General features: G+C 61.0%; 12 protein-coding genes, 2 tRNA genes and 3 rRNA genes (1 of these 17 running past the window's edge). 11 read left to right on the top strand and 6 right to left on the bottom strand.

The window, feature by feature from the left end; translation table 11 throughout:
• The 8 genes from PFLCHA0_RS26030 to PFLCHA0_RS25995 form a co-directional block, all read left to right on the top strand.
• Positions 1-3 (top strand): 16S ribosomal RNA (locus PFLCHA0_RS26030); it begins 1,536 nt to the left of the window's first position.
• 123 nt (positions 4-126) lie between these two features.
• Positions 127-203, top strand: a tRNA-Ile gene (locus PFLCHA0_RS26025).
• A 10-nt stretch (positions 204-213) separates the two neighbouring features.
• Positions 214-289, top strand: a tRNA-Ala gene (locus tag PFLCHA0_RS26020).
• 233 nt (positions 290-522) lie between these two features.
• Positions 523-3,414: ribosomal RNA gene (locus PFLCHA0_RS26015) — 23S ribosomal RNA — on the top strand.
• A 138-nt stretch (positions 3,415-3,552) separates the two neighbouring features.
• Positions 3,553-3,668: ribosomal RNA gene (gene rrf / locus PFLCHA0_RS26010) — 5S ribosomal RNA — on the top strand.
• Together the 16S, 23S and 5S rRNA genes with 2 tRNA genes alongside form the textbook arrangement of a ribosomal RNA operon.
• A 148-nt stretch (positions 3,669-3,816) precedes the next feature.
• On the top strand, positions 3,817-4,476 hold the full coding sequence (locus PFLCHA0_RS26005) for a paraquat-inducible protein A (protein WP_015637045.1): 660 nt from the start codon (positions 3,817-3,819) through the stop codon (positions 4,474-4,476).
• A complete protein-coding gene (locus tag PFLCHA0_RS26000; protein ID WP_015637044.1) occupies positions 4,463-5,086 on the top strand; it encodes a paraquat-inducible protein A in 624 nt (207 codons plus the stop codon). Before PFLCHA0_RS26005 ends, PFLCHA0_RS26000 begins: the two co-directional genes overlap by 14 nt.
• Complete coding sequence (locus PFLCHA0_RS25995; protein WP_015637043.1) at positions 5,079-7,382, top strand: PqiB family protein; 2,304 nt, start codon at positions 5,079-5,081, stop codon at positions 7,380-7,382. The genes PFLCHA0_RS26000 and PFLCHA0_RS25995 overlap by 8 nt, the downstream gene beginning before the upstream one ends.
• Positions 7,383-7,537: 155 nt before the next feature.
• Here the strand turns inward: PFLCHA0_RS25995 and mksF are convergent, their stop codons facing one another.
• Genes mksF through mksB form a run of 3 tightly spaced genes read right to left on the bottom strand, consistent with a single transcriptional unit; the run spans position 7,538 to position 12,352 of the window.
• The gene (mksF, locus tag PFLCHA0_RS25990) at positions 7,538-10,381 is read right to left on the bottom strand and encodes an Mks condensin complex protein MksF (protein ID WP_015637042.1); all 2,844 of its coding nucleotides are present in this window, start codon (positions 10,379-10,381) and stop codon (positions 7,538-7,540) included.
• On the bottom strand, positions 10,378-11,085 hold the full coding sequence (gene mksE / locus PFLCHA0_RS25985; RefSeq protein WP_015637041.1) for an Mks condensin complex protein MksE: 708 nt from the start codon (positions 11,083-11,085) through the stop codon (positions 10,378-10,380). Before mksE ends, mksF begins: the two co-directional genes overlap by 4 nt.
• Positions 11,075-12,352 carry an Mks condensin complex protein MksB gene (mksB, locus tag PFLCHA0_RS25980; RefSeq protein WP_041120711.1) on the bottom strand — a complete coding sequence of 426 codons (1,278 nt, stop codon included), beginning with the start codon at positions 12,350-12,352 and terminating at the stop codon, positions 11,075-11,077. Before mksB ends, mksE begins: the two co-directional genes overlap by 11 nt.
• A 179-nt stretch (positions 12,353-12,531) precedes the next feature.
• Between mksB and PFLCHA0_RS25975 the strand changes: the two genes are divergently transcribed.
• Both PFLCHA0_RS25975 and rimI read left to right on the top strand, forming a co-directional pair.
• Positions 12,532-13,332 carry a hypothetical protein gene (locus tag PFLCHA0_RS25975; RefSeq protein WP_015637039.1) on the top strand — a complete coding sequence of 267 codons (801 nt, stop codon included), beginning with the start codon at positions 12,532-12,534 and terminating at the stop codon, positions 13,330-13,332.
• Positions 13,329-13,781, top strand: coding sequence for a ribosomal protein S18-alanine N-acetyltransferase (gene rimI, locus PFLCHA0_RS25970; RefSeq protein ID WP_011063479.1), 453 nt, complete (start codon positions 13,329-13,331; stop codon positions 13,779-13,781). Before PFLCHA0_RS25975 ends, rimI begins: the two co-directional genes overlap by 4 nt.
• A 138-nt stretch (positions 13,782-13,919) precedes the next feature.
• Here rimI and PFLCHA0_RS25965 read toward each other — a convergent pair whose 3' ends face one another.
• Positions 13,920-14,252, bottom strand: coding sequence for a hypothetical protein (locus tag PFLCHA0_RS25965; RefSeq protein WP_011063478.1), 333 nt, complete (start codon positions 14,250-14,252; stop codon positions 13,920-13,922).
• A gap of 155 nt (positions 14,253-14,407) precedes the next feature.
• On the opposite strand from PFLCHA0_RS25965, the gene can reads away from it, so the two are divergent.
• The gene (gene can / locus PFLCHA0_RS25960) at positions 14,408-15,052 is read left to right on the top strand and encodes a carbonate dehydratase (RefSeq protein ID WP_011063477.1); all 645 of its coding nucleotides are present in this window, start codon (positions 14,408-14,410) and stop codon (positions 15,050-15,052) included.
• 113 nt (positions 15,053-15,165) lie between these two features.
• Here the strand turns inward: can and PFLCHA0_RS25955 are convergent, their stop codons facing one another.
• Both PFLCHA0_RS25955 and PFLCHA0_RS25950 read right to left on the bottom strand, forming a co-directional pair.
• Positions 15,166-16,338, bottom strand: a complete 1,173-nt coding sequence (locus PFLCHA0_RS25955) for a hypothetical protein (RefSeq protein WP_015637038.1) — start codon at positions 16,336-16,338, stop codon at positions 15,166-15,168.
• A gap of 116 nt (positions 16,339-16,454) precedes the next feature.
• The gene (locus PFLCHA0_RS25950) at positions 16,455-18,176 is read right to left on the bottom strand and encodes a J domain-containing protein (RefSeq protein ID WP_015637037.1); all 1,722 of its coding nucleotides are present in this window, start codon (positions 18,174-18,176) and stop codon (positions 16,455-16,457) included.
• Positions 18,177-18,179: the final 3 nt, after the last annotated feature.

The raw sequence follows: 18,179 nt of genomic DNA, 5'->3' as shown, positions 1-18,179 counted from the left end.
TTAATCGACGACATCAGCTGCTTCATAAGCTCCCACACGAATTGCTTGATTCATTGAAGAAGACGATAGAAGCAGCTTTAAGCTCCAAGCTGATAGCTCCAAGCTAACAGTTACAAGCTCGAAATTGGGTCTGTAGCTCAGTTGGTTAGAGCGCACCCCTGATAAGGGTGAGGTCGGCAGTTCGAATCTGCCCAGACCCACCAATTTTGTTATGGGGCCATAGCTCAGCTGGGAGAGCGCCTGCCTTGCACGCAGGAGGTCAGCGGTTCGATCCCGCTTGGCTCCACCATAAACTGCTTCTGAAAGCTTAGAAATGAGCATTCACTTTGAATGTTGATTTCTAGTCTTTTGATTAGATCGTTCTTTAAAAATTTGGGTATGTGATAGAAAGATAGACTGAACGTTACTTTCACTGGTAACGGATCAGGCTAAGGTAAAATTTGTGAGTTCTCTTTTAATTAAGAATGCAAATTTTCGGCGAATGTCGTCTTCATAGTATAACCAGATTGCTTGGGGTTATATGGTCAAGTGAAGAAGCGCATACGGTGGATGCCTTGGCAGTCAGAGGCGATGAAAGACGTGGTAGCCTGCGATAAGCTTCGGGGAGTCGGCAAACAGACTTTGATCCGGAGATCTCTGAATGGGGGAACCCAGCCATCATAAGATGGTTATCTTGTACTGAATACATAGGTGCAAGAGGCGAACCAGGGGAACTGAAACATCTAAGTACCCTGAGGAAAAGAAATCAACCGAGATTCCCTTAGTAGTGGCGAGCGAACGGGGACTAGCCCTTAAGTGGCTTTGAGATTAGCGGAACGCTCTGGAAAGTGCGGCCATAGTGGGTGATAGCCCTGTACGCGAAAATCTCTTAGTCATGAAATCGAGTAGGACGGGGCACGAGAAACCTTGTCTGAATATGGGGGGACCATCCTCCAAGGCTAAATACTACTGACTGACCGATAGTGAACTAGTACCGTGAGGGAAAGGCGAAAAGAACCCCGGAGAGGGGAGTGAAATAGATCCTGAAACCGTATGCGTACAAGCAGTGGGAGCAGACTTTGTTCTGTGACTGCGTACCTTTTGTATAATGGGTCAGCGACTTATTTTCAGTGGCAAGCTTAACCGAATAGGGGAGGCGTAGCGAAAGCGAGTCTTAATAGGGCGTCTAGTCGCTGGGAATAGACCCGAAACCGGGCGATCTATCCATGGGCAGGTTGAAGGTTAGGTAACACTGACTGGAGGACCGAACCGACTACCGTTGAAAAGTTAGCGGATGACCTGTGGATCGGAGTGAAAGGCTAATCAAGCTCGGAGATAGCTGGTTCTCCTCGAAAGCTATTTAGGTAGCGCCTCATGTATCACTGTAGGGGGTAGAGCACTGTTTCGGCTAGGGGGTCATCCCGACTTACCAAACCGATGCAAACTCCGAATACCTACAAGTGCCGAGCATGGGAGACACACGGCGGGTGCTAACGTCCGTCGTGAAAAGGGAAACAACCCAGACCGTCAGCTAAGGTCCCAAAGTTATGGTTAAGTGGGAAACGATGTGGGAAGGCTTAGACAGCTAGGAGGTTGGCTTAGAAGCAGCCACCCTTTAAAGAAAGCGTAATAGCTCACTAGTCGAGTCGGCCTGCGCGGAAGATGTAACGGGGCTCAAACCATACACCGAAGCTACGGGTATCACGTAAGTGATGCGGTAGAGGAGCGTTCTGTAAGCCTGTGAAGGTGAGTTGAGAAGCTTGCTGGAGGTATCAGAAGTGCGAATGCTGACATGAGTAACGACAATGGGTGTGAAAAACACCCACGCCGAAAGACCAAGGTTTCCTGCGCAACGTTAATCGACGCAGGGTTAGTCGGTCCCTAAGGCGAGGCTGAAAAGCGTAGTCGATGGAAAACAGGTTAATATTCCTGTACTTCTAGTTATTGCGATGGAGGGACGGAGAAGGCTAGGCCAGCTTGGCGTTGGTTGTCCAAGTTTAAGGTGGTAGGCTGGAATCTTAGGTAAATCCGGGGTTCTAAGGCCGAGAGCTGATGACGAGTTACCTTTTAGGTGACGAAGTGGTTGATGCCATGCTTCCAAGAAAAGCTTCTAAGCTTCAGATAACTAGGAACCGTACCCCAAACCGACACAGGTGGTTGGGTAGAGAATACCAAGGCGCTTGAGAGAACTCGGGTGAAGGAACTAGGCAAAATGGCACCGTAACTTCGGGAGAAGGTGCGCCGGTGAGGGTGAAGGACTTGCTCCGTAAGCTCATGCCGGTCGAAGATACCAGGCCGCTGCGACTGTTTATTAAAAACACAGCACTCTGCAAACACGAAAGTGGACGTATAGGGTGTGACGCCTGCCCGGTGCCGGAAGGTTAATTGATGGGGTTAGCTAACGCGAAGCTCTTGATCGAAGCCCCGGTAAACGGCGGCCGTAACTATAACGGTCCTAAGGTAGCGAAATTCCTTGTCGGGTAAGTTCCGACCTGCACGAATGGCGTAACGATGGCGGCGCTGTCTCCACCCGAGACTCAGTGAAATTGAAATCGCTGTGAAGATGCAGTGTATCCGCGGCTAGACGGAAAGACCCCGTGAACCTTTACTATAGCTTTGCACTGGACTTTGAATTTGCTTGTGTAGGATAGGTGGGAGGCTTTGAAGCGTGAACGCCAGTTTGCGTGGAGCCATCCTTGAAATACCACCCTGGCAACTTTGAGGTTCTAACTCAGGTCCGTTATCCGGATCGAGGACAGTGTATGGTGGGTAGTTTGACTGGGGCGGTCTCCTCCTAAAGAGTAACGGAGGAGTACGAAGGTGCGCTCAGACCGGTCGGAAATCGGTCGTAGAGTATAAAGGCAAAAGCGCGCTTGACTGCGAGACAGACACGTCGAGCAGGTACGAAAGTAGGTCTTAGTGATCCGGTGGTTCTGTATGGAAGGGCCATCGCTCAACGGATAAAAGGTACTCCGGGGATAACAGGCTGATACCGCCCAAGAGTTCATATCGACGGCGGTGTTTGGCACCTCGATGTCGGCTCATCACATCCTGGGGCTGAAGCCGGTCCCAAGGGTATGGCTGTTCGCCATTTAAAGTGGTACGCGAGCTGGGTTTAGAACGTCGTGAGACAGTTCGGTCCCTATCTGCCGTGGACGTTTGAGATTTGAGAGGGGCTGCTCCTAGTACGAGAGGACCGGAGTGGACGAACCTCTGGTGTTCCGGTTGTCACGCCAGTGGCATTGCCGGGTAGCTATGTTCGGAAAAGATAACCGCTGAAAGCATCTAAGCGGGAAACTTGCCTCAAGATGAGATCTCACTGGAACCTTGAGTTCCCTAAAGGGCCGTCGAAGACTACGACGTTGATAGGTTGGGTGTGTAAGCGCTGTGAGGCGTTGAGCTAACCAATACTAATTGCCCGTGAGGCTTGACCATATAACACCCAAGCAATTTGCTTAAGAAGCGAGTTGCGGTGTGTGAAGACGATACAAACCGAAAGTTTGCGAACACACAAATCTATTACATACCCATTCGCTGGCACGTTGCACAAGCAACGGACTGGCTACCGAATTTCTTGACGACCATAGAGCGTTGGAACCACCTGATCCCATCCCGAACTCAGAAGTGAAACGATGCATCGCCGATGGTAGTGTGGGGTTTCCCCATGTGAGAGTAGGTCATCGTCAAGATTAAATTCCGAAACCCCAACTGCGCATGCAGTTGGGGTTTTGTTTTTGCGCGTGGAAAATTTGCTCTTATTCGCAAACAAATTTGCACAGTTATTTTCGGATTGGAACACTAGAATAACCGTTACTTTCTCCACTCCCAGAGCCTTCTATGCCAGAACCGGTTGACGCCCCCGGGTTGTCAGAATTACCACTGGACGACCTGGTTGCCTGCCATGAATGCGACTTGCTGATGCGCAAGCCCAAGCTCGCCCTCGGTGAGAAAGCCCAGTGCCCGCGTTGTGGCTATGAGCTCTACGCGCACCGGCACAATGTGGTCGAACGCAGCCTGGCCCTGGTGATCGCGGCCTTGTTGCTATATGTGCCGGCGAACTTTCTACCCATCATGCAGCTCAATCTCCTGGGACAGTCTTCCGAAGACACGGTCTGGAGCGGTGTGCAGGGGCTGTTCGACACCGGTATGGAAGGCGTGGCGGTGGTGGTGTTCCTGTGCAGCATGGGCATTCCCCTGCTCAAGTTGATTTGCCAGCTTTTAGTCCTGCTGAGTATTCGTTGGGACATCGGCCGCAGTTACGGCTTGCTGCTCTATCGCATTTATCACCATCTGCGCGACTGGGGCATGCTCGAGGTCTACCTGATGGGGGTGCTGGTGGCCATCGTCAAGTTGGCCGACATGGCATCCATTACCGTGGGCCTGGGCCTGGTGTGTTTTATCAGTCTGTTGTTGGTGCAGGTCTGGCTGGAGGTGGTGATGTCGCCTCACCAGATCTGGCAAGCGTTATCGGGAGAGGACATACATGCGGGCGATTGAGGCAGGCATTCTGATCTGTACTGAATGCCACGAGTTGAATCGGCAGGAGGCTGACAGCGAAGAGCAGACCTGCACTCGCTGCGGGGCCATGGTTCATCCTCGTCGCCCCAATAGCATACTGCGCACCTGGGCGTTGCTGCTCACCGCCGCGATCCTCTACATCCCGGCCAACGTGCTGCCGATCATGACCGTCAGTTCCCTGGGCCAGGGTGACCCCAGCACCATCATGTCCGGGGTCATCCAGCTGGTGCAGCACGGCATGTTTCCCATCGCTGCGGTGGTGTTCGTCGCCAGTATCCTGGTGCCCACCTTCAAGCTGGTGGGCATTGCCTTACTGTTGTTTTCGGTGCAGCGTCACCAGCCGCTCTCTGCCCGACAGCGGATCATCATGTACCGCTTTATCGAGTTCATCGGCCGCTGGTCGATGCTGGATATCTTTGTCATCGCCATCCTGGTGGCGGTGGTCAACTTTGGCCGGCTGGCCAGTATCGAGGCCAATCTCGGTGCGGTCGCCTTTGCCAGCGTGGTGATCCTGACCATGCTGGCTGCAGTAACTTTCGATCCCCGACTGATCTGGGATAACACGGAGTCGGACGACGACCATGAGTGATTTGCCTACCGCCAAAACCCGCCCGGCCTCCAACTGGTCGGCTATCTGGGTATTGCCCCTGATTGCCCTGATCATCGGCGGCTGGCTGGGCTGGCGTGCCTACAGCCAGACCGGTATCGAGATCCAGTTGCGCTTTGAAAGCGGCGAGGGGATCCAGGCCAACAAGACTGAAGTGGTCTACAAGGGCATGCCCGTAGGTAAGGTCAAGACCCTGGCTCTGGACGATGAGGGCAACTCCAAGGGAGTGATTGCCTCGGTCGAGATGAACAAGGACGTCGAGCAGTACCTGAAGACCAACACGCGCTTCTGGCTGGTCAAACCCAGTGTCAGCCTGGCCGGGATCACAGGCCTGGAAACTCTGGTCTCGGGCAACTACATCGCCGTCAGCCCCGGGGATGGTGAGCCTAGTCGCAAGTTCAAGGCCCTGGCCGAGGAGCCTCCTTTATCTGATGCCAAACCGGGCCTGCACCTGACCATCAAGGCCGAGCGCCTGGGGTCGCTGAACCGTGGCAGCCCGGTGTTCTACAAGCAGATCCAGGTTGGCCAGATCAAGAGCTTCCTGCTCTCCGAAGACCAGAACACGGTGGAGCTCAAGGTCTATATCGAGCCCACCTATGCCAATCTGGTGCGCAAACACACACGTTTCTGGAACGCCAGCGGCATCAGCATCGACGCCAACCTGTCCGGGGTAAAAGTACGCAGCGAGTCCCTGTCCAGCATCGTCGCCGGGGGGATCGCCTTTGCCACGCCGGAGAATCGCAAGGACAGCCCGCCCACCGACCCAAGCCTGCCGTTCCGTCTGTATGAGGACTTTGACGCCGCCCAGGCCGGGATCCGCGTCAAGGTCAAGCTCACCGATTTCGAAGGCCTGCAGGCCGGGCGCACCCCGGTGATGTACAAGGGCATCCAGGTGGGCAGCCTGAAGGCCCTGAAGGTCGACTCCGACCTGAGCAGCGCCACCGCCGAGCTGACTCTCGATCCCCTGGCCGAGGATTACCTGGTCCAGGGCACCCAGTTCTGGACCGTCAAGCCTTCGATCTCCCTGGCCGGCATCACCGGTCTTGAGGCCCTGGTCAAGGGTAACTACATCGCTATCCGTCCCGGCGACAAGGGCGCCGCGCCCCAGCGCGAGTTCGAGGCCCGGGCCAAGGCCCCGCCGCTGGACCTGCGTGCCCCCGGCCTGCACATGGTGCTGTTCACCGACAACCTGGGGTCCCTGGATGTCGGCAGCCCGATTCTCTATAAACAGGTCAAGGTCGGGTCGGTGCAGAGCTACCAGTTCTCCCACACCCGCAAGCAACTGGTGATCGGCGTCCACATCGAGAAGGAATATGAAGGCCTGGTCAACGGTTCGACGCGCTTCTGGAACGTCAGTGGCATCACCCTGACCGGGGGCCTGAGCGGTGGTATCCAGATCAAGAGCGAGTCGCTGCAAAGCCTGATGGCGGGTGGCATCGCCTTCGAGACCCCGCTGCCCAACGTGCCGCTGAAAAAGCGCATTCCACGTTTCCGCCTGTTCGCCAGCCAGGAGGAGGCGGCGCAGCGCGGCACCCTGGTGAGCATCAAGGTTGATCGCGCCGACGGCTTGCGGGCCGGCACGCCTGTACGCTTCAAGGGCCTGGACGTGGGCAAGCTGGAAGAAGTGACCCTCAGCGCCGACATGCAATCGGTCATGCTCAAGGCGCGGATCACCGAAGTGCCCGAGCGCATCGCCCGGGTCGGCAGCCAGTTCTGGGTGGTCAAGCCGGAGTTGGGCCTGATGAAGACCTCGAACCTGGAAACCCTGGTCACCGGCCAATACATCGAGGTCCAGCCTGCGACGAAGAGCCAGGGCGTGCAGACCAGTTTTGTCGCCTTGCCGCAACCGCCGGAAGCCAGCGTTCAGGAAGCCGGCCTGAGCCTGGTGTTGAGCGCTGCTCGGCGTGGCTCGCTGAAAGTCGGAGTGCCGGTAACCTACCGCGAAGTGGCGGTGGGCAAGGTGACCGGTTACGAGCTGGGCCAGACGGCCGATCGCGTACTGATCCACATCCTCATCGAACCCAAGTACGCACCGCTGGTTCGCAGTGGTACGCGCTTCTGGAACAGCAGTGGATTTGGTGTCGACTTCGGCCTGTTCAAAGGGGCGACGGTGCGTACCGAATCCCTGGAGACCCTGATCCAGGGGGGGATTGCCTTCGCGACGCCGGATGGCGAGCGCATGGGCAACCCGGCGCGGCCTCAGCAGACCTTCCCGCTGTTCGACAAGTTCGAAGAGGAATGGCTGACCTGGGCACCGAAGATCCCCCTGGGCAAATAACCTTCTTGTAGGAGCCGGCTTGCCGGCGAAGAGGCCCTCAGCCCTGCGTCGCGCCAGAGGACGCCTTCGCTGGCAAGCCAGCTCCTACAACAGCTTTCCCATAAAAAAGGCCGCGCTCGGAAGAGCGCGGCCTTTTTCGTTGCAGCGTTACGAAATCAGACTTCGTCCAGCTCCGCTTCTGCTTCCGGCTCTGCGTTCAGCACGGCCTTGACCTGATCGTGACGACGGATGAACTTCCAGTCGGCCTCGTCGATGTAGATGCCGTTCGGTCCGCTGCCACCTTCCAGGTCGATGGCCACCTGGGCCGAAACCTGGGGCTTCACACTTGCCAGGATTGGCACGAAGCCCAGTTGCAGGCTGGTTTCCAGCAGCGCCGCCTGGTTGCGCTCGTCGATGTCCGCCGCCTCGTCGAGGTAGTAAGGCAGGCGGATGCGCCCGGCCTGGTCGCGGTCCATCAAGTGCAGCAACAGGTACATGTTGGTCAGAGCCTTGATGGTCATGGTGGTGCCGTTGGACGCCGCGCCATCGATGTCGGTGTGGATGACCGGCTGGCCGTTGACCTTGGTGATCTCGAACGCCAGTTCGAACAGGTCCTTGAGGCCCAGCTGGTTGTGGTTGGCCGCCACCAGCCGCGCCAGGTACTCCTTGGCTTCTTCGTTCTTGTTGTCCTGCTCCGCGCTCTGGCTCAGGTCGAACACCGACAGGGTCTCGCCTTCTTCGTATTGCCCGGCGCTGTGGATGATCTGGTCGATGTGCTTGAGGGCTTCCTTGTTCGGCGCCAGGACGATGCGGAAGCTCTGCAGGTTGGACACCTGGCGCTTGTTGATCTCGCGGTTGAACAGCGCCAGTTGGTGTTCCAGGCTGTCGTAGTCGCTGCGGATATTGCGCAGGGTCCGGGCGATATCGGTGACCGCGGCGCGGCGCGCCTTGCCCAGGGTCAGGGCTTCGTCGGTGCGGTGGGCATAGGCGTTGATCAGCAGCTGCAGGCGCCGCTCTACGTCATCCTCACTGTCGAACTTGGCCACGCCCTTGAGGCGCACCTGGGCATACAGCGCCTCGATCTGCCCGTCGACCCGCTGCAAGCCCTGCCAGCTGTCCTGGTAGTCGTTGAGCAATGGCAGCAGGTTGTCCATGGAGTCGTCCACCGGGTCCATGAACGGCGTGCCGAACGGCAGGTCCGCCGGCAGCAACTGACGGCGACGCAGGGCGTCGTCGAGGGTGCGCTGCTTGGCTTCCATGTCGGCAATCTGCCGGCCCACCAGTTGCAGCTTGGCCGACAGTTGCTGGACGCGTTCGGTGAAGGCGTCACTGGAGCGCTTGAGTTCGTCCTGGGCCGCTTCCATCTGCGCCAGCTGTTCCAGCTTCTCACCTTCCTCGGCGCTCAGGGTCTGGGCACGGCGGAAGTCTTCCAGGGCCTTCTGCGCATCCAGTACCTGCTGGTACAGGGCTTCGGTCTGGGTCTTGCTCGCGGCGCGGTCTGCAGCCACGGCAGCTTGGGTCTTGAGCTGCTTGAGCTCTTTTTCCAGGCGCTCTTTCTGATCCCGCAGGGCGGCGCGGTCAGCCAGGGCCTGCAGGGCTGGCGGCTCGATGTGGGAGATGTCGATGGACAGCCCCGGCACTTCGAAACGCTCGCCCTTGAAGCCATCGAGGATCAGCTCCACCGACTTCACCCACTCGCCGTTGTCGTCCAGGGCGATGCCGTGCTCGCCCAGGGGCAGGCTGAACAGCGCGCTGTTGAACAGGCGCATCAGGCGCTCCACGTCCTGCTGGGAGAACTCCTCGCGCAGGCGGGCATAGCTGTTGTTGTCAGCGTGATCGAGTTGCTGCTTGACCGACTTCAGACGTTTTTCCAGGTCCCGCAGGCGCTCTTCCAGGTCTTCGGCGGAGAATTGCCGGGACTGGGCCAGGGCGCCGGCCAGTTCATCGTGGGCATCCTTGGCCGCCAGCAGTTGCTGTTCCAGGACCTTGACGTCATCCACCAGGGCGAAGCGGTGCTTGAGCACCGACAGTTCGCCGAGCCAGCGCTGGGTGCCGGTGATTTCCCGCTCCAGGCGCATCATTTCCTGGGTGCTGCTGCGCTGGTCGTTCTGCAGCGCGTCCTGCTCGTTGCGGTAATGTTCGGCCTGGATGGTCAGCTCTTCCTTGCGGGCGCCGGCGTAGTCCGACCAGGTGCCCAGCAGCGAGTCCAGCAACGGTGACAGGCGATGCAGTTTGCCCCGCAGAATGTCCCGCTGCTTCACGCCGTTGGCCAGGGCCTCCACCAGGGGGCCGGCGGCCACCAGGGAGTTGTAGTCCTGCTCCATGCGTCGTACGTCGCGGAAAGCTTCGTCGCACGCGGCGATGTAGTCGACGCTGCCGGAGCGCAGGCTGTGCTCGAAGGCGTCGAGGAACAGCTGCTTGAGCTTGGCCGCGGTGATTTCGCGCATGTGCAGCAGGTTGATGAACAACGCGCGGAAGGTCTTCAGGCTCTGCTCGCTGGTGGAGCGCAGCGGGATCAGGGTCAGGTCCAGGGGGATCGAGGTGTGGCCGCCCACCAGCAGGCGCCGCAGTTCATCGGGCTTGAGCTCATAGGCCTTGAGGCCCTGGCGCTCCAGGTTGGTGAACAGCTCTTTCTGCCGCAGGCAGGTGTCGTCCTTCTGGTAATGCGCCAGGTCCAGCTGGCCGGCGTAGGCGAAGAACTGGTGGCCGAAACCGCCGCCCGGGCCGCGCCCGACCACGCCGATCACATGGGGGCCGTGGGGTAGCGAGACCTCCACCAGGATGTAGCTGGTGTCGGAAGCGAAGTAGAAGCGCCGGGATTGCTCCAGGCTGTACTTGCCGAAGCTCATGTCCGACATGCGCGCCAGAATCGGGAATTGCAGGGCGTTGATCGACGCCGACTTGCCCAGGTTGTTGGCCCCGTAGACCGACAGCGGCTCTTCCAGGGGGAACAGGCCGAGGCTGTAGCCGGCGGTGTTCAGTAGGGCAAAGCGGCGGATGCCGTAGCGTTCCTTGCTCATGCGTCGAGCTCCTGTTCTTCGGCGATGGCTCGGGCCAGCGCGTCTTCTTCACTTTCTTCGGACTCGTCGAATTCGCTCAGGTCCAGCGGGTCATCGGTCTGCAGCAGTTTCTCGTCGCTGTCGTTGTCCACCAGCACCGGGGTCGGCAACGGCAGCACGCTGTGCAGGCTGGCGGCCAGGTCGCGGTCCTGTTGCACCGACAGGCAGACATCGAGGAAGCGGTGCATCGGCGGCAGGAAGCGATAGATCCCCGGCTCCTCGGCGGCAAAACCCAGCTGGGTCATGCGGCGCATGATCTTCTCTTCCAGCTCTTCCTGGGTCTGCACTTCGGCCTGGATGAACAGGTCGCGGTATTTTTCCAGCAGCGACGGCAGTTCGTCGCGGCCCAGGCTGCCGCCGTCGAGCACGGCGATCGGGTCGCGGCCCTGGTCGGCCAGGTGCTCCACCAGGATGAAGGTGAACAGCGCCAGGCGTTGGGCGGTCTTGTTCACCTGGGCGGCGGCGTTGTCCGGCACGAAGTAGTAGAAGCCGCGGGTATCGCACACCAGCTCGAAGCCCAGGGCCTTGAACAGGGTGCGGTACTGGTCCTGGAAATTCGACAGTTGGGCGTACAGCTCCGGGTCGCGGCGGCTGACGTGGTAACCCTTGAACAGCTCGCGGAAGATCGGCGCCAGCTGGGACAGTTCGGAAAGATCAAGATGCATTGGCGTTGCTCGCAGAATGCTCGGCGGCGTCATCGCGGGCCGAGAGCAGGGCGAAGGAGCGCAGGCTGACCTGGTGCTCCTGGGTGTGGTAGTCGCGGCGTTCGAGGCGCTCGCGCTTGAAGCGTTTTTCCCGGGACAGGCGCGAGAACCAGTACAGCAGTTCGTCGGTGGCGCCATCGGGCTCCTGGTCCAGCAGCCAGCTCATCAGGTCCGGCATCGGCAGGGCGTCTTCGCAGCGCTCGAGCATCTCGCGGACGGTGCGCGGCGCCTTGGGGGCCACGCCCTTGTGGGTCTTGTGGGCCTTGGGGAAGCGCGCGGGCTTGGGTTCGAAGCGGGCCAGGGCGTAGACATAGGCTTCCACCTGGCCGGAGCTGCCGAGGAAGGTGCTTTGCGGACGGGTGAACATCGGCATGGCGGCCTGGGGCACGGCGTCGATGCCCTTGCGGCGGATGGCCGACAGGGCCAGGGCCGCGCCGCGGGTCACGGCGTTATGACGGCGCGCCTCCTCACGCAGCGGCAGCAGCAGTTCCCGGGCATGGCGCAGGGTCAACTGGGCGCTGGTCTGCATTTCCAGGATCCGCGCGTGGGTGCGCAACAGCATGTCGTCGTCCACCAGGTGGCCCAGGCGCTGCTGTTCGGTGAGCATGCGCAGCAGGACGTTCTCCACCTTGCGCACGCCCTGTTCGAAGGCGCCGTCGGCGTTCACCAGCTGGATCATCGGTTCAACGTATTCGTCCCAGGTGGCCAGCACCTCGGCATAGCGCTGGCGCAGGGGGATCTGCCGGTCGCTGGTCTTGGCGCGCTCGGCCACCGCGACCAGGGCCTGTTCGTCGTTGGCGAGCTTCTTCAGGACATCGCGCACGCGCATGTCCAGCAGCCGCAGCTGACGGGCCAGGTCGTTGCCGTCGCGCACGTCGAAGGCGTCCTGGATGTAACCGGCCAGGCGCTCGAGGTGGCGCAGGTAGGCTTCGATCTCCAGGCACAGGCCCAGGCGGTGCTCACGGCGCAGGTAGGCGAGGAAGTCGTGGATCTGCGCATTGAGCTCGAAACGGTTCGGGCTTTTCGCCACCGGGACCAGGATGTCCAGGCGTATCCATACGTCCAGCAGGTGGGTGATGTCCTGGGGCGTGCTGTCCAGTTGTTGGGCAGACAGCTGTGAACGCAGTTCGGCAAGACTCAGGGTGCCTTGGTCGAAGTGCTCGCACAGCGGCTCCAGAAGTGCCCAGTGTTCGGCGAGGGCGCGCAAGACGCGCTTGGGTTCGATCATCGGAATGGCCGGCTGGTTGGCAATGAAAAGCGGCGATTGTACTGCATCAGGGGGCTGACGATTCACCCCCAGGTCCAGGTATGAGACGGACAGTCGCTTTTGTGCGCAATCAACTGCGGGCGATCTTCGGCGAAGGACGGTAGAATCCCCCTCCTCAGTTATCCACAAGTGGCCGACCTTTGCTTATCGAGTCCCGTCGTCGCGCTTATCTGTCCGCCATGCAGGTGGTCAGTTGGCTGCCGCGCAGCGAATTGCCCTTTGCCGCCCCTTCGCGCCCCGAGTTGCTGGCCCTGCCGGAACCGGAGGTGGAGGCGCCGCCTGCCCCTGTGGTCGAGGCCAAGGCCCCCGCGGCGCCGGCGGCAAGGAACGTCGAACGGCCGAAGATCGAGGTGCCGCGCCCCTCCACCGCCCCTGCGCGCCCAGCCAGCAAGGCGCCGACCGAGGGCGAAGAGGCCCCGGCCCCGGTGGTCAAGGCCCCGGTGGTACCGCCGCCGCGTTTTGCCTTGCAGTTGCTGCGGGCCGGCCGTTGCCTGCTGCTGGTGGAGTTACCCACAGGCGAAGCCTTCCAGAGCCGCGACCCGGCCTACCTGTTGCTCAAGGACATGCTGCGCGCCGCCGGCCTGCCGGACAGCCCGCAGATCCTCGCCGAGCCGGTGCGCTGGCCGATGCTGACCCGGGGCAACCTGGACCAGGGCCCCGAGGCTGCGCGGGATTTCGTCCAGGCCTTTGTCGGCGTGCGGATCGAGCAGGAACCCTGTGTCTGTCTGTGGCTGATCGGCCTGCCGGCGGTGCGATTTGCCGGCGAGGCGAATGCCGAATCCTACAACCGCGAACTCCAGGTCGAAGGCCTGGGTTCGGCCTGGGCCCTGCCTGGCCTGGAACTATTGATGGAAGAGCCACAGCGTAAGGCTGATGTCTGGCAAGCCATGCGTCGCTTGATGACGCGCTGGAAAAGCACTGATGAGCAAAATGACCAATGAGTGACGCGTTGACCTTCCGCCTGGCCACCGAAGCGGACCTGGATAGCATCCTGAAAATCGAATATGCGGCGTTCAGCCACCCCTGGACCCGGGGCATTTTCATGGATGCCTTCAAGTCCTACGAGGTCTGGCTGATGTTCGAAGGCAGCCAGCAAGTGGGCCACGGGGTGATCCAGGTGATCATCGACGAAGCGCATCTGCTGAACATCACCGTCAAGCCGGAAAGCCAGGGCCGCGGCCTGGGCCTGCGGTTGCTGGAAGAGCTGATGAAGCGCGCCTACCAGAAGGACGCCCGGGAGTGTTTCCTGGAAGTGCGCTCCAGCAACCAGACCGCCTATCGGTTATACGAGCGTTATGGCTTCAATGAAGTGGGGCGCCGCCGCGACTACTACCCGGCGGTAGGCGGTCGCGAAGACGCCCTGGTCATGGCCTGTACGCTGGTCGACTGAGCCTCTAACCGCACGCGGGCCGCTGTAGGATCTGGCTTGCCAGCGAAGGCGCCATTCGGGGCGATGCACGGCTTGAGGGCCTCTTCGCCGGCAAGCCGGCTCCTGCGGGAGAGCGCGTCATTGAATGCGGTGCAGGGCTCAGGGCTTGCCGTCCAGCGGGTCGCGGCGGGCCAGTTCGGCTTCATCCAGGCCATTGCCGCCACCAATGTTCTCTTCTTCGACAATACTCAGGTCCCAATCGGCCGGTTTGTCGGCACCGGCCTCATGGGCGGAGCGGGCGCCGTCTTCGCGAATCAGGGTTTCCGGGCTCAGGTCATCATCGCTTGCACCGTCGTCCGTGACGCGGTTGCTGGCGCGGGCGGCGGGTTCGTCGTCATCGAAATGCAGCTCCTCCATGGAGCCCATGCGGTCCTGATCGTCGTCGATGGGCTCGGGCTGGGGGGCGTTGTAGGGGCGTCGTGATTCGTTCATGGCGATTACTCATACTTCGGGACTGGATAAAGGGTGGACCCTTGCACGCCCCTGAAGATTCCCCCGCAAGGGATGGCCGGTATCTGTAGCAATAGGCGTGACCTCGACGGGCGGCCGTCTGTCAAAGCAGCGCATCATTCTTGAGGCTTCACAGCATGAACGAACTACAAGATCTGATTGATAACAACGAGCGTTGGGCTGAAGCGATCAAGCAGGAAGATCCGGACTTCTTCTCCAAACTGGCTCGCCAGCAGACCCCGGAATACCTGTGGATCGGCTGTTCGGACGCGCGGGTGCCGGCCAACGAGATCGTCGGCATGCTGCCGGGCGATCTGTTCGTGCACCGCAACGTGGCCAACGTGGTACTGCACACCGACCTCAATTGCCTGTCGGTGATCCAGTACGCGGTGGATGTACTCAAGGTCAAGCACATCCTGGTTACCGGCCACTACGGCTGTGGCGGCGTGCGCGCCTCTATGCAGGATCGCCAGCTGGGCCTGATCGACGGCTGGCTGCGTTCGATCCGCGACCTGTACTACGAGCACCGTGAAGCGCTGGGGCAGTTGCCCACGGAAGAAGAGCGGGTCGACCGTCTGTGCGAACTGAACGTGATCCAGCAGGTGGCCAACGTCGGCCATACCAGCATCGTGCAGAACGCCTGGCATCGCGGGCAGAGCCTGTCGATCCACGGTTGCATCTACGGCATCAAGGACGGTCGCTGGAAGAGCCTGAACGCCACCATCAGCGGCTTCGAGCAGTTGCCGCCGCAGTATCGGCTGCGTCCGGTGGGCGCGGTCTGATCGTCGCTGGCCGCAGGCGGCGATAGGGCGCAGGCTTGCGGGCTCTGTCAGAGCACCGCGACCCTGCGGGTCGATCGCAGCCTGCGGCAGCGGCTACAGGTTGAGCGGCCGGCTCAGAGGTGCGGTACCTCGGTGCTTGGCGCCGGTGCCGGGGCCTTGAGCTGGTTGAGCTGGGTCTTGACCGGTGCACTGGTGCATTTGGCCGCGGCTTGCTGCTCGCTCAGCTTGCGCACCGAGGTGTAGAACAGCTCGCAGGTCTGCACTTTCTGCGTCACCTGCCAGGTCTGGGTGCAACTGCTCAGCAGCGTACTGGGATCGGTTCCCGGCTTGCTGCCCATGCCGGCCTGCCAGCAGGCCGCGCTCAGGTCCTGGCCCATCACTTTCAACCCCGCGGCATCGGCCTTGGCCTGGTCATCGTCGTAGTTCGCCGGGTCTGCCGCGTACCAGATATAGCTCGGGTGGTTGGAGCCCAGCACCGGCACCTTGACCCCCTCGCTGGGGCTGATCTGTGCCAGGCCCAGCACATTCACCGTGACCCCGTACTGCTGCTTGAGCCAATTGCGCACCGGTGCGCCGAAGGCCACCATCGGCAGGGCCGCGCCGCTGGTACTCTGGCTGACCTGCTTGACCATGCTGGTCTGGTAGCTGTTGAAGTAGCTGTAGACCCCCTCCAGGTCCTTGCCGGCACTCGATGGCGCGGCAATCGGCGCGATGTCGACGATGGTCTGGTAGGCCGGGGTCTGCTCGGCGGCGATGCCGTTGGCCGTCAACAGGGTTGCCCAGCGGTCGGTGGTGGCCGACTCCAGATAGTCCTGGGCCTGGGTCAATGAATAGTCCGGCGGGAAGTGCAGCAGCTCGACGCTCTTGCGGTTTTCCAGGGCCATGCCCAGGGGCAGGAACAGGTACCAGCTGTAGGCCCATTTGCCATCGGCATTGAGCTGGCTGGCGCCCTTGTAGGCCAGGTCGCCGGCATCCAGCAGGGCACTCAGGGGCTTGTCGTAGCCGTCCGGCACACCGCTGATGGAGGCCAGGACCTTATCGCCGGTGGTCTTGACACTGACTTTTGCAGCGCTGTAGCCGTCACGCTGCACGCTCTGGGTCAGGTAGTGAGCCACCGTCTCCTCCAGGGTCCAGTTGCGATAGCAGATCACGTTGCAGTTGTTGGGGTAGGCGAAGAGTTGGGTGACGCGCTGGGGGCTGCCCAGATCGACTTCGACATCGGCCTGTGCCGTCGCGCTCAGGGCAGCAGCGGTCAGCGCCAGGGTCATTCCTGCGAATTTGAACATGCTCAGATCCTTTTCAGCGTGAACCCCTTCGAAGGGGGGCAAGACATACTGAAACAGCACCGAGCGGAGAAACAGCCGGGAGTGAAAAAATATCCATTGCCCCGGCCGCGCAGGGTTCAACCAGGCATGAGGCGCGTCCAGGGAAACTCCGGGGCATGGAGCTGACAGACCCGGATGACCACGATCATGACGACCAGATAGATCGGCTGCCAGGGGCTGAAGTGATTCCAGTGCAAGGCGCCCAGCCAGGGGCTGCGGGCACAGAAATCCGGGTCCGGCTGGCCGATGCGCCGCGAATGCAGCAGGCCGATCAGCACAAAGCCCAGGTAGGCCAGTATCCCCAGGGCCCCCAGCCAATAGCCGAACAGGCCCAGCATGACCGCTTGCGGCACCCCGTGGCGCAGCACCAGCCAGTGCTGGTGCGGATTCAGGCGCTTGGGCACCAGGCGCTCGCTCAACCACAGGTCGATGGCCAGCAGGCGGGCGATCGCAGGGGCCCAGGTGTTGAGCAGGATCAGCCCGAAAATCGCCAGGACACCCCCACAGAACAGCCCCATCATCACTGCAAGTTCTTTGCTGTGTTGGGGCTTGTTCATGAAGTACAGGCTCAGGGCCAGCCCCATGGCGACCCCTGACCTGATCCAGCTGTCCACGCCCTGCGGACGCGGCATCAGGTTCTGCCAGAAAAACACATCGCTGCGAGGCAGCCGCTCCAGCAGCGCCGGGAAACGTGAGGCCAGGGTCTGCGACAGCTCCATGCAGGCCTGCCAATGTTCGTCTTCGAAGTGCCGGGTCAGGGCGACCTGACGACGTCGAGGCATGGGGTTCAGCAGCAGGCGAGCCGCGGCAACGTCCGGCGTCGCTTCGCCGGGTTCCCCGGCGTTGGCCAGCAGCTTCTGATAGAAGGCCTCCTGCTGGCAGCGCTCGATCAGCGACTGCCAGAGCCACGCCGGTTCAGGGGTGTTGCCACGGCTTTCGTCCCAGCCGAACAACTGGCATACCCGATCGAACAAGGGTACCTGCCAGGCTTGCTGCTGCAGCAACTGCAGCATTTCATGCTGCCAGTTCTGGCGATGATCGAAGATCCGCAGCCAGGGTTGTGCGCAGTAGCTCGTCAGGCGTTCGAGGAAGGCCCGCTCCTGGCCGGCTTGCAGCAACGCTTCCAGCGTCCGGCGGTATTCCTGCAACAGCGTCTTGACCAGGAATGCCTCTTGCCAGGCCTCCATGGGCGGTTGTTGCCAGGGTGTCAGCCAGTCCAGATGCTCGGCGGCCCAGCCGATGATCGCGGCGTATTGCTCGGGGTGGGCGCAGCACGCCACCAGCAGGCGCTGCAGGAAATCGTCCTCGCAGCCCTGCAGCCGAGCCTGTTGCCAGCGCTCTGGCAGGCTCTCTACGCTCAGCCCCTTGAGCAGCGGCAATGCGCTAGTGGCTGGAGCGGGTAGGGGGGCGGGATCCTGCGGGGCGGGCGGGACCCAGTCCGCCAGCGGTTCGACGGACAGGGGGACGTCTTCAAGCAGGCTGGCCCATTGCTGGGCCTGGGAAGGGCCCCTCGGCGTTGGCCGCGGGGCGGCCACGTCCATCTCTATCAGGCCCGACCAGGCCTGCAGGTTGTCCGGGGGCGGTGCCTTAGTGGAGGCGGTCTGGATCACCGCGACTTCATCCGCGATCTCTTCCCGCCAGCGGGCCAGTTGCAGCGCCCGCTCATAGGCTTCACGCAGGCGCTGGAAGCCTTCGGCATCCTCGTCCGGACGGGTGATCTTCAACTGCCGGGCATAGCTGCGCTTGATGCTGCGTTCGTCGGCGTCCTCGGGCAACTCCAGCAGGGACCAGCAATCCATGTT

This window comes from Pseudomonas protegens CHA0 (assembly GCF_000397205.1).
In the GTDB taxonomy this organism is placed as follows: domain Bacteria; phylum Pseudomonadota; class Gammaproteobacteria; order Pseudomonadales; family Pseudomonadaceae; genus Aquipseudomonas; species Aquipseudomonas protegens.
The sequence above is the reverse complement of the archived record's forward strand: the minus strand, read 5'-3'. Positions and strand labels throughout refer to the sequence as shown.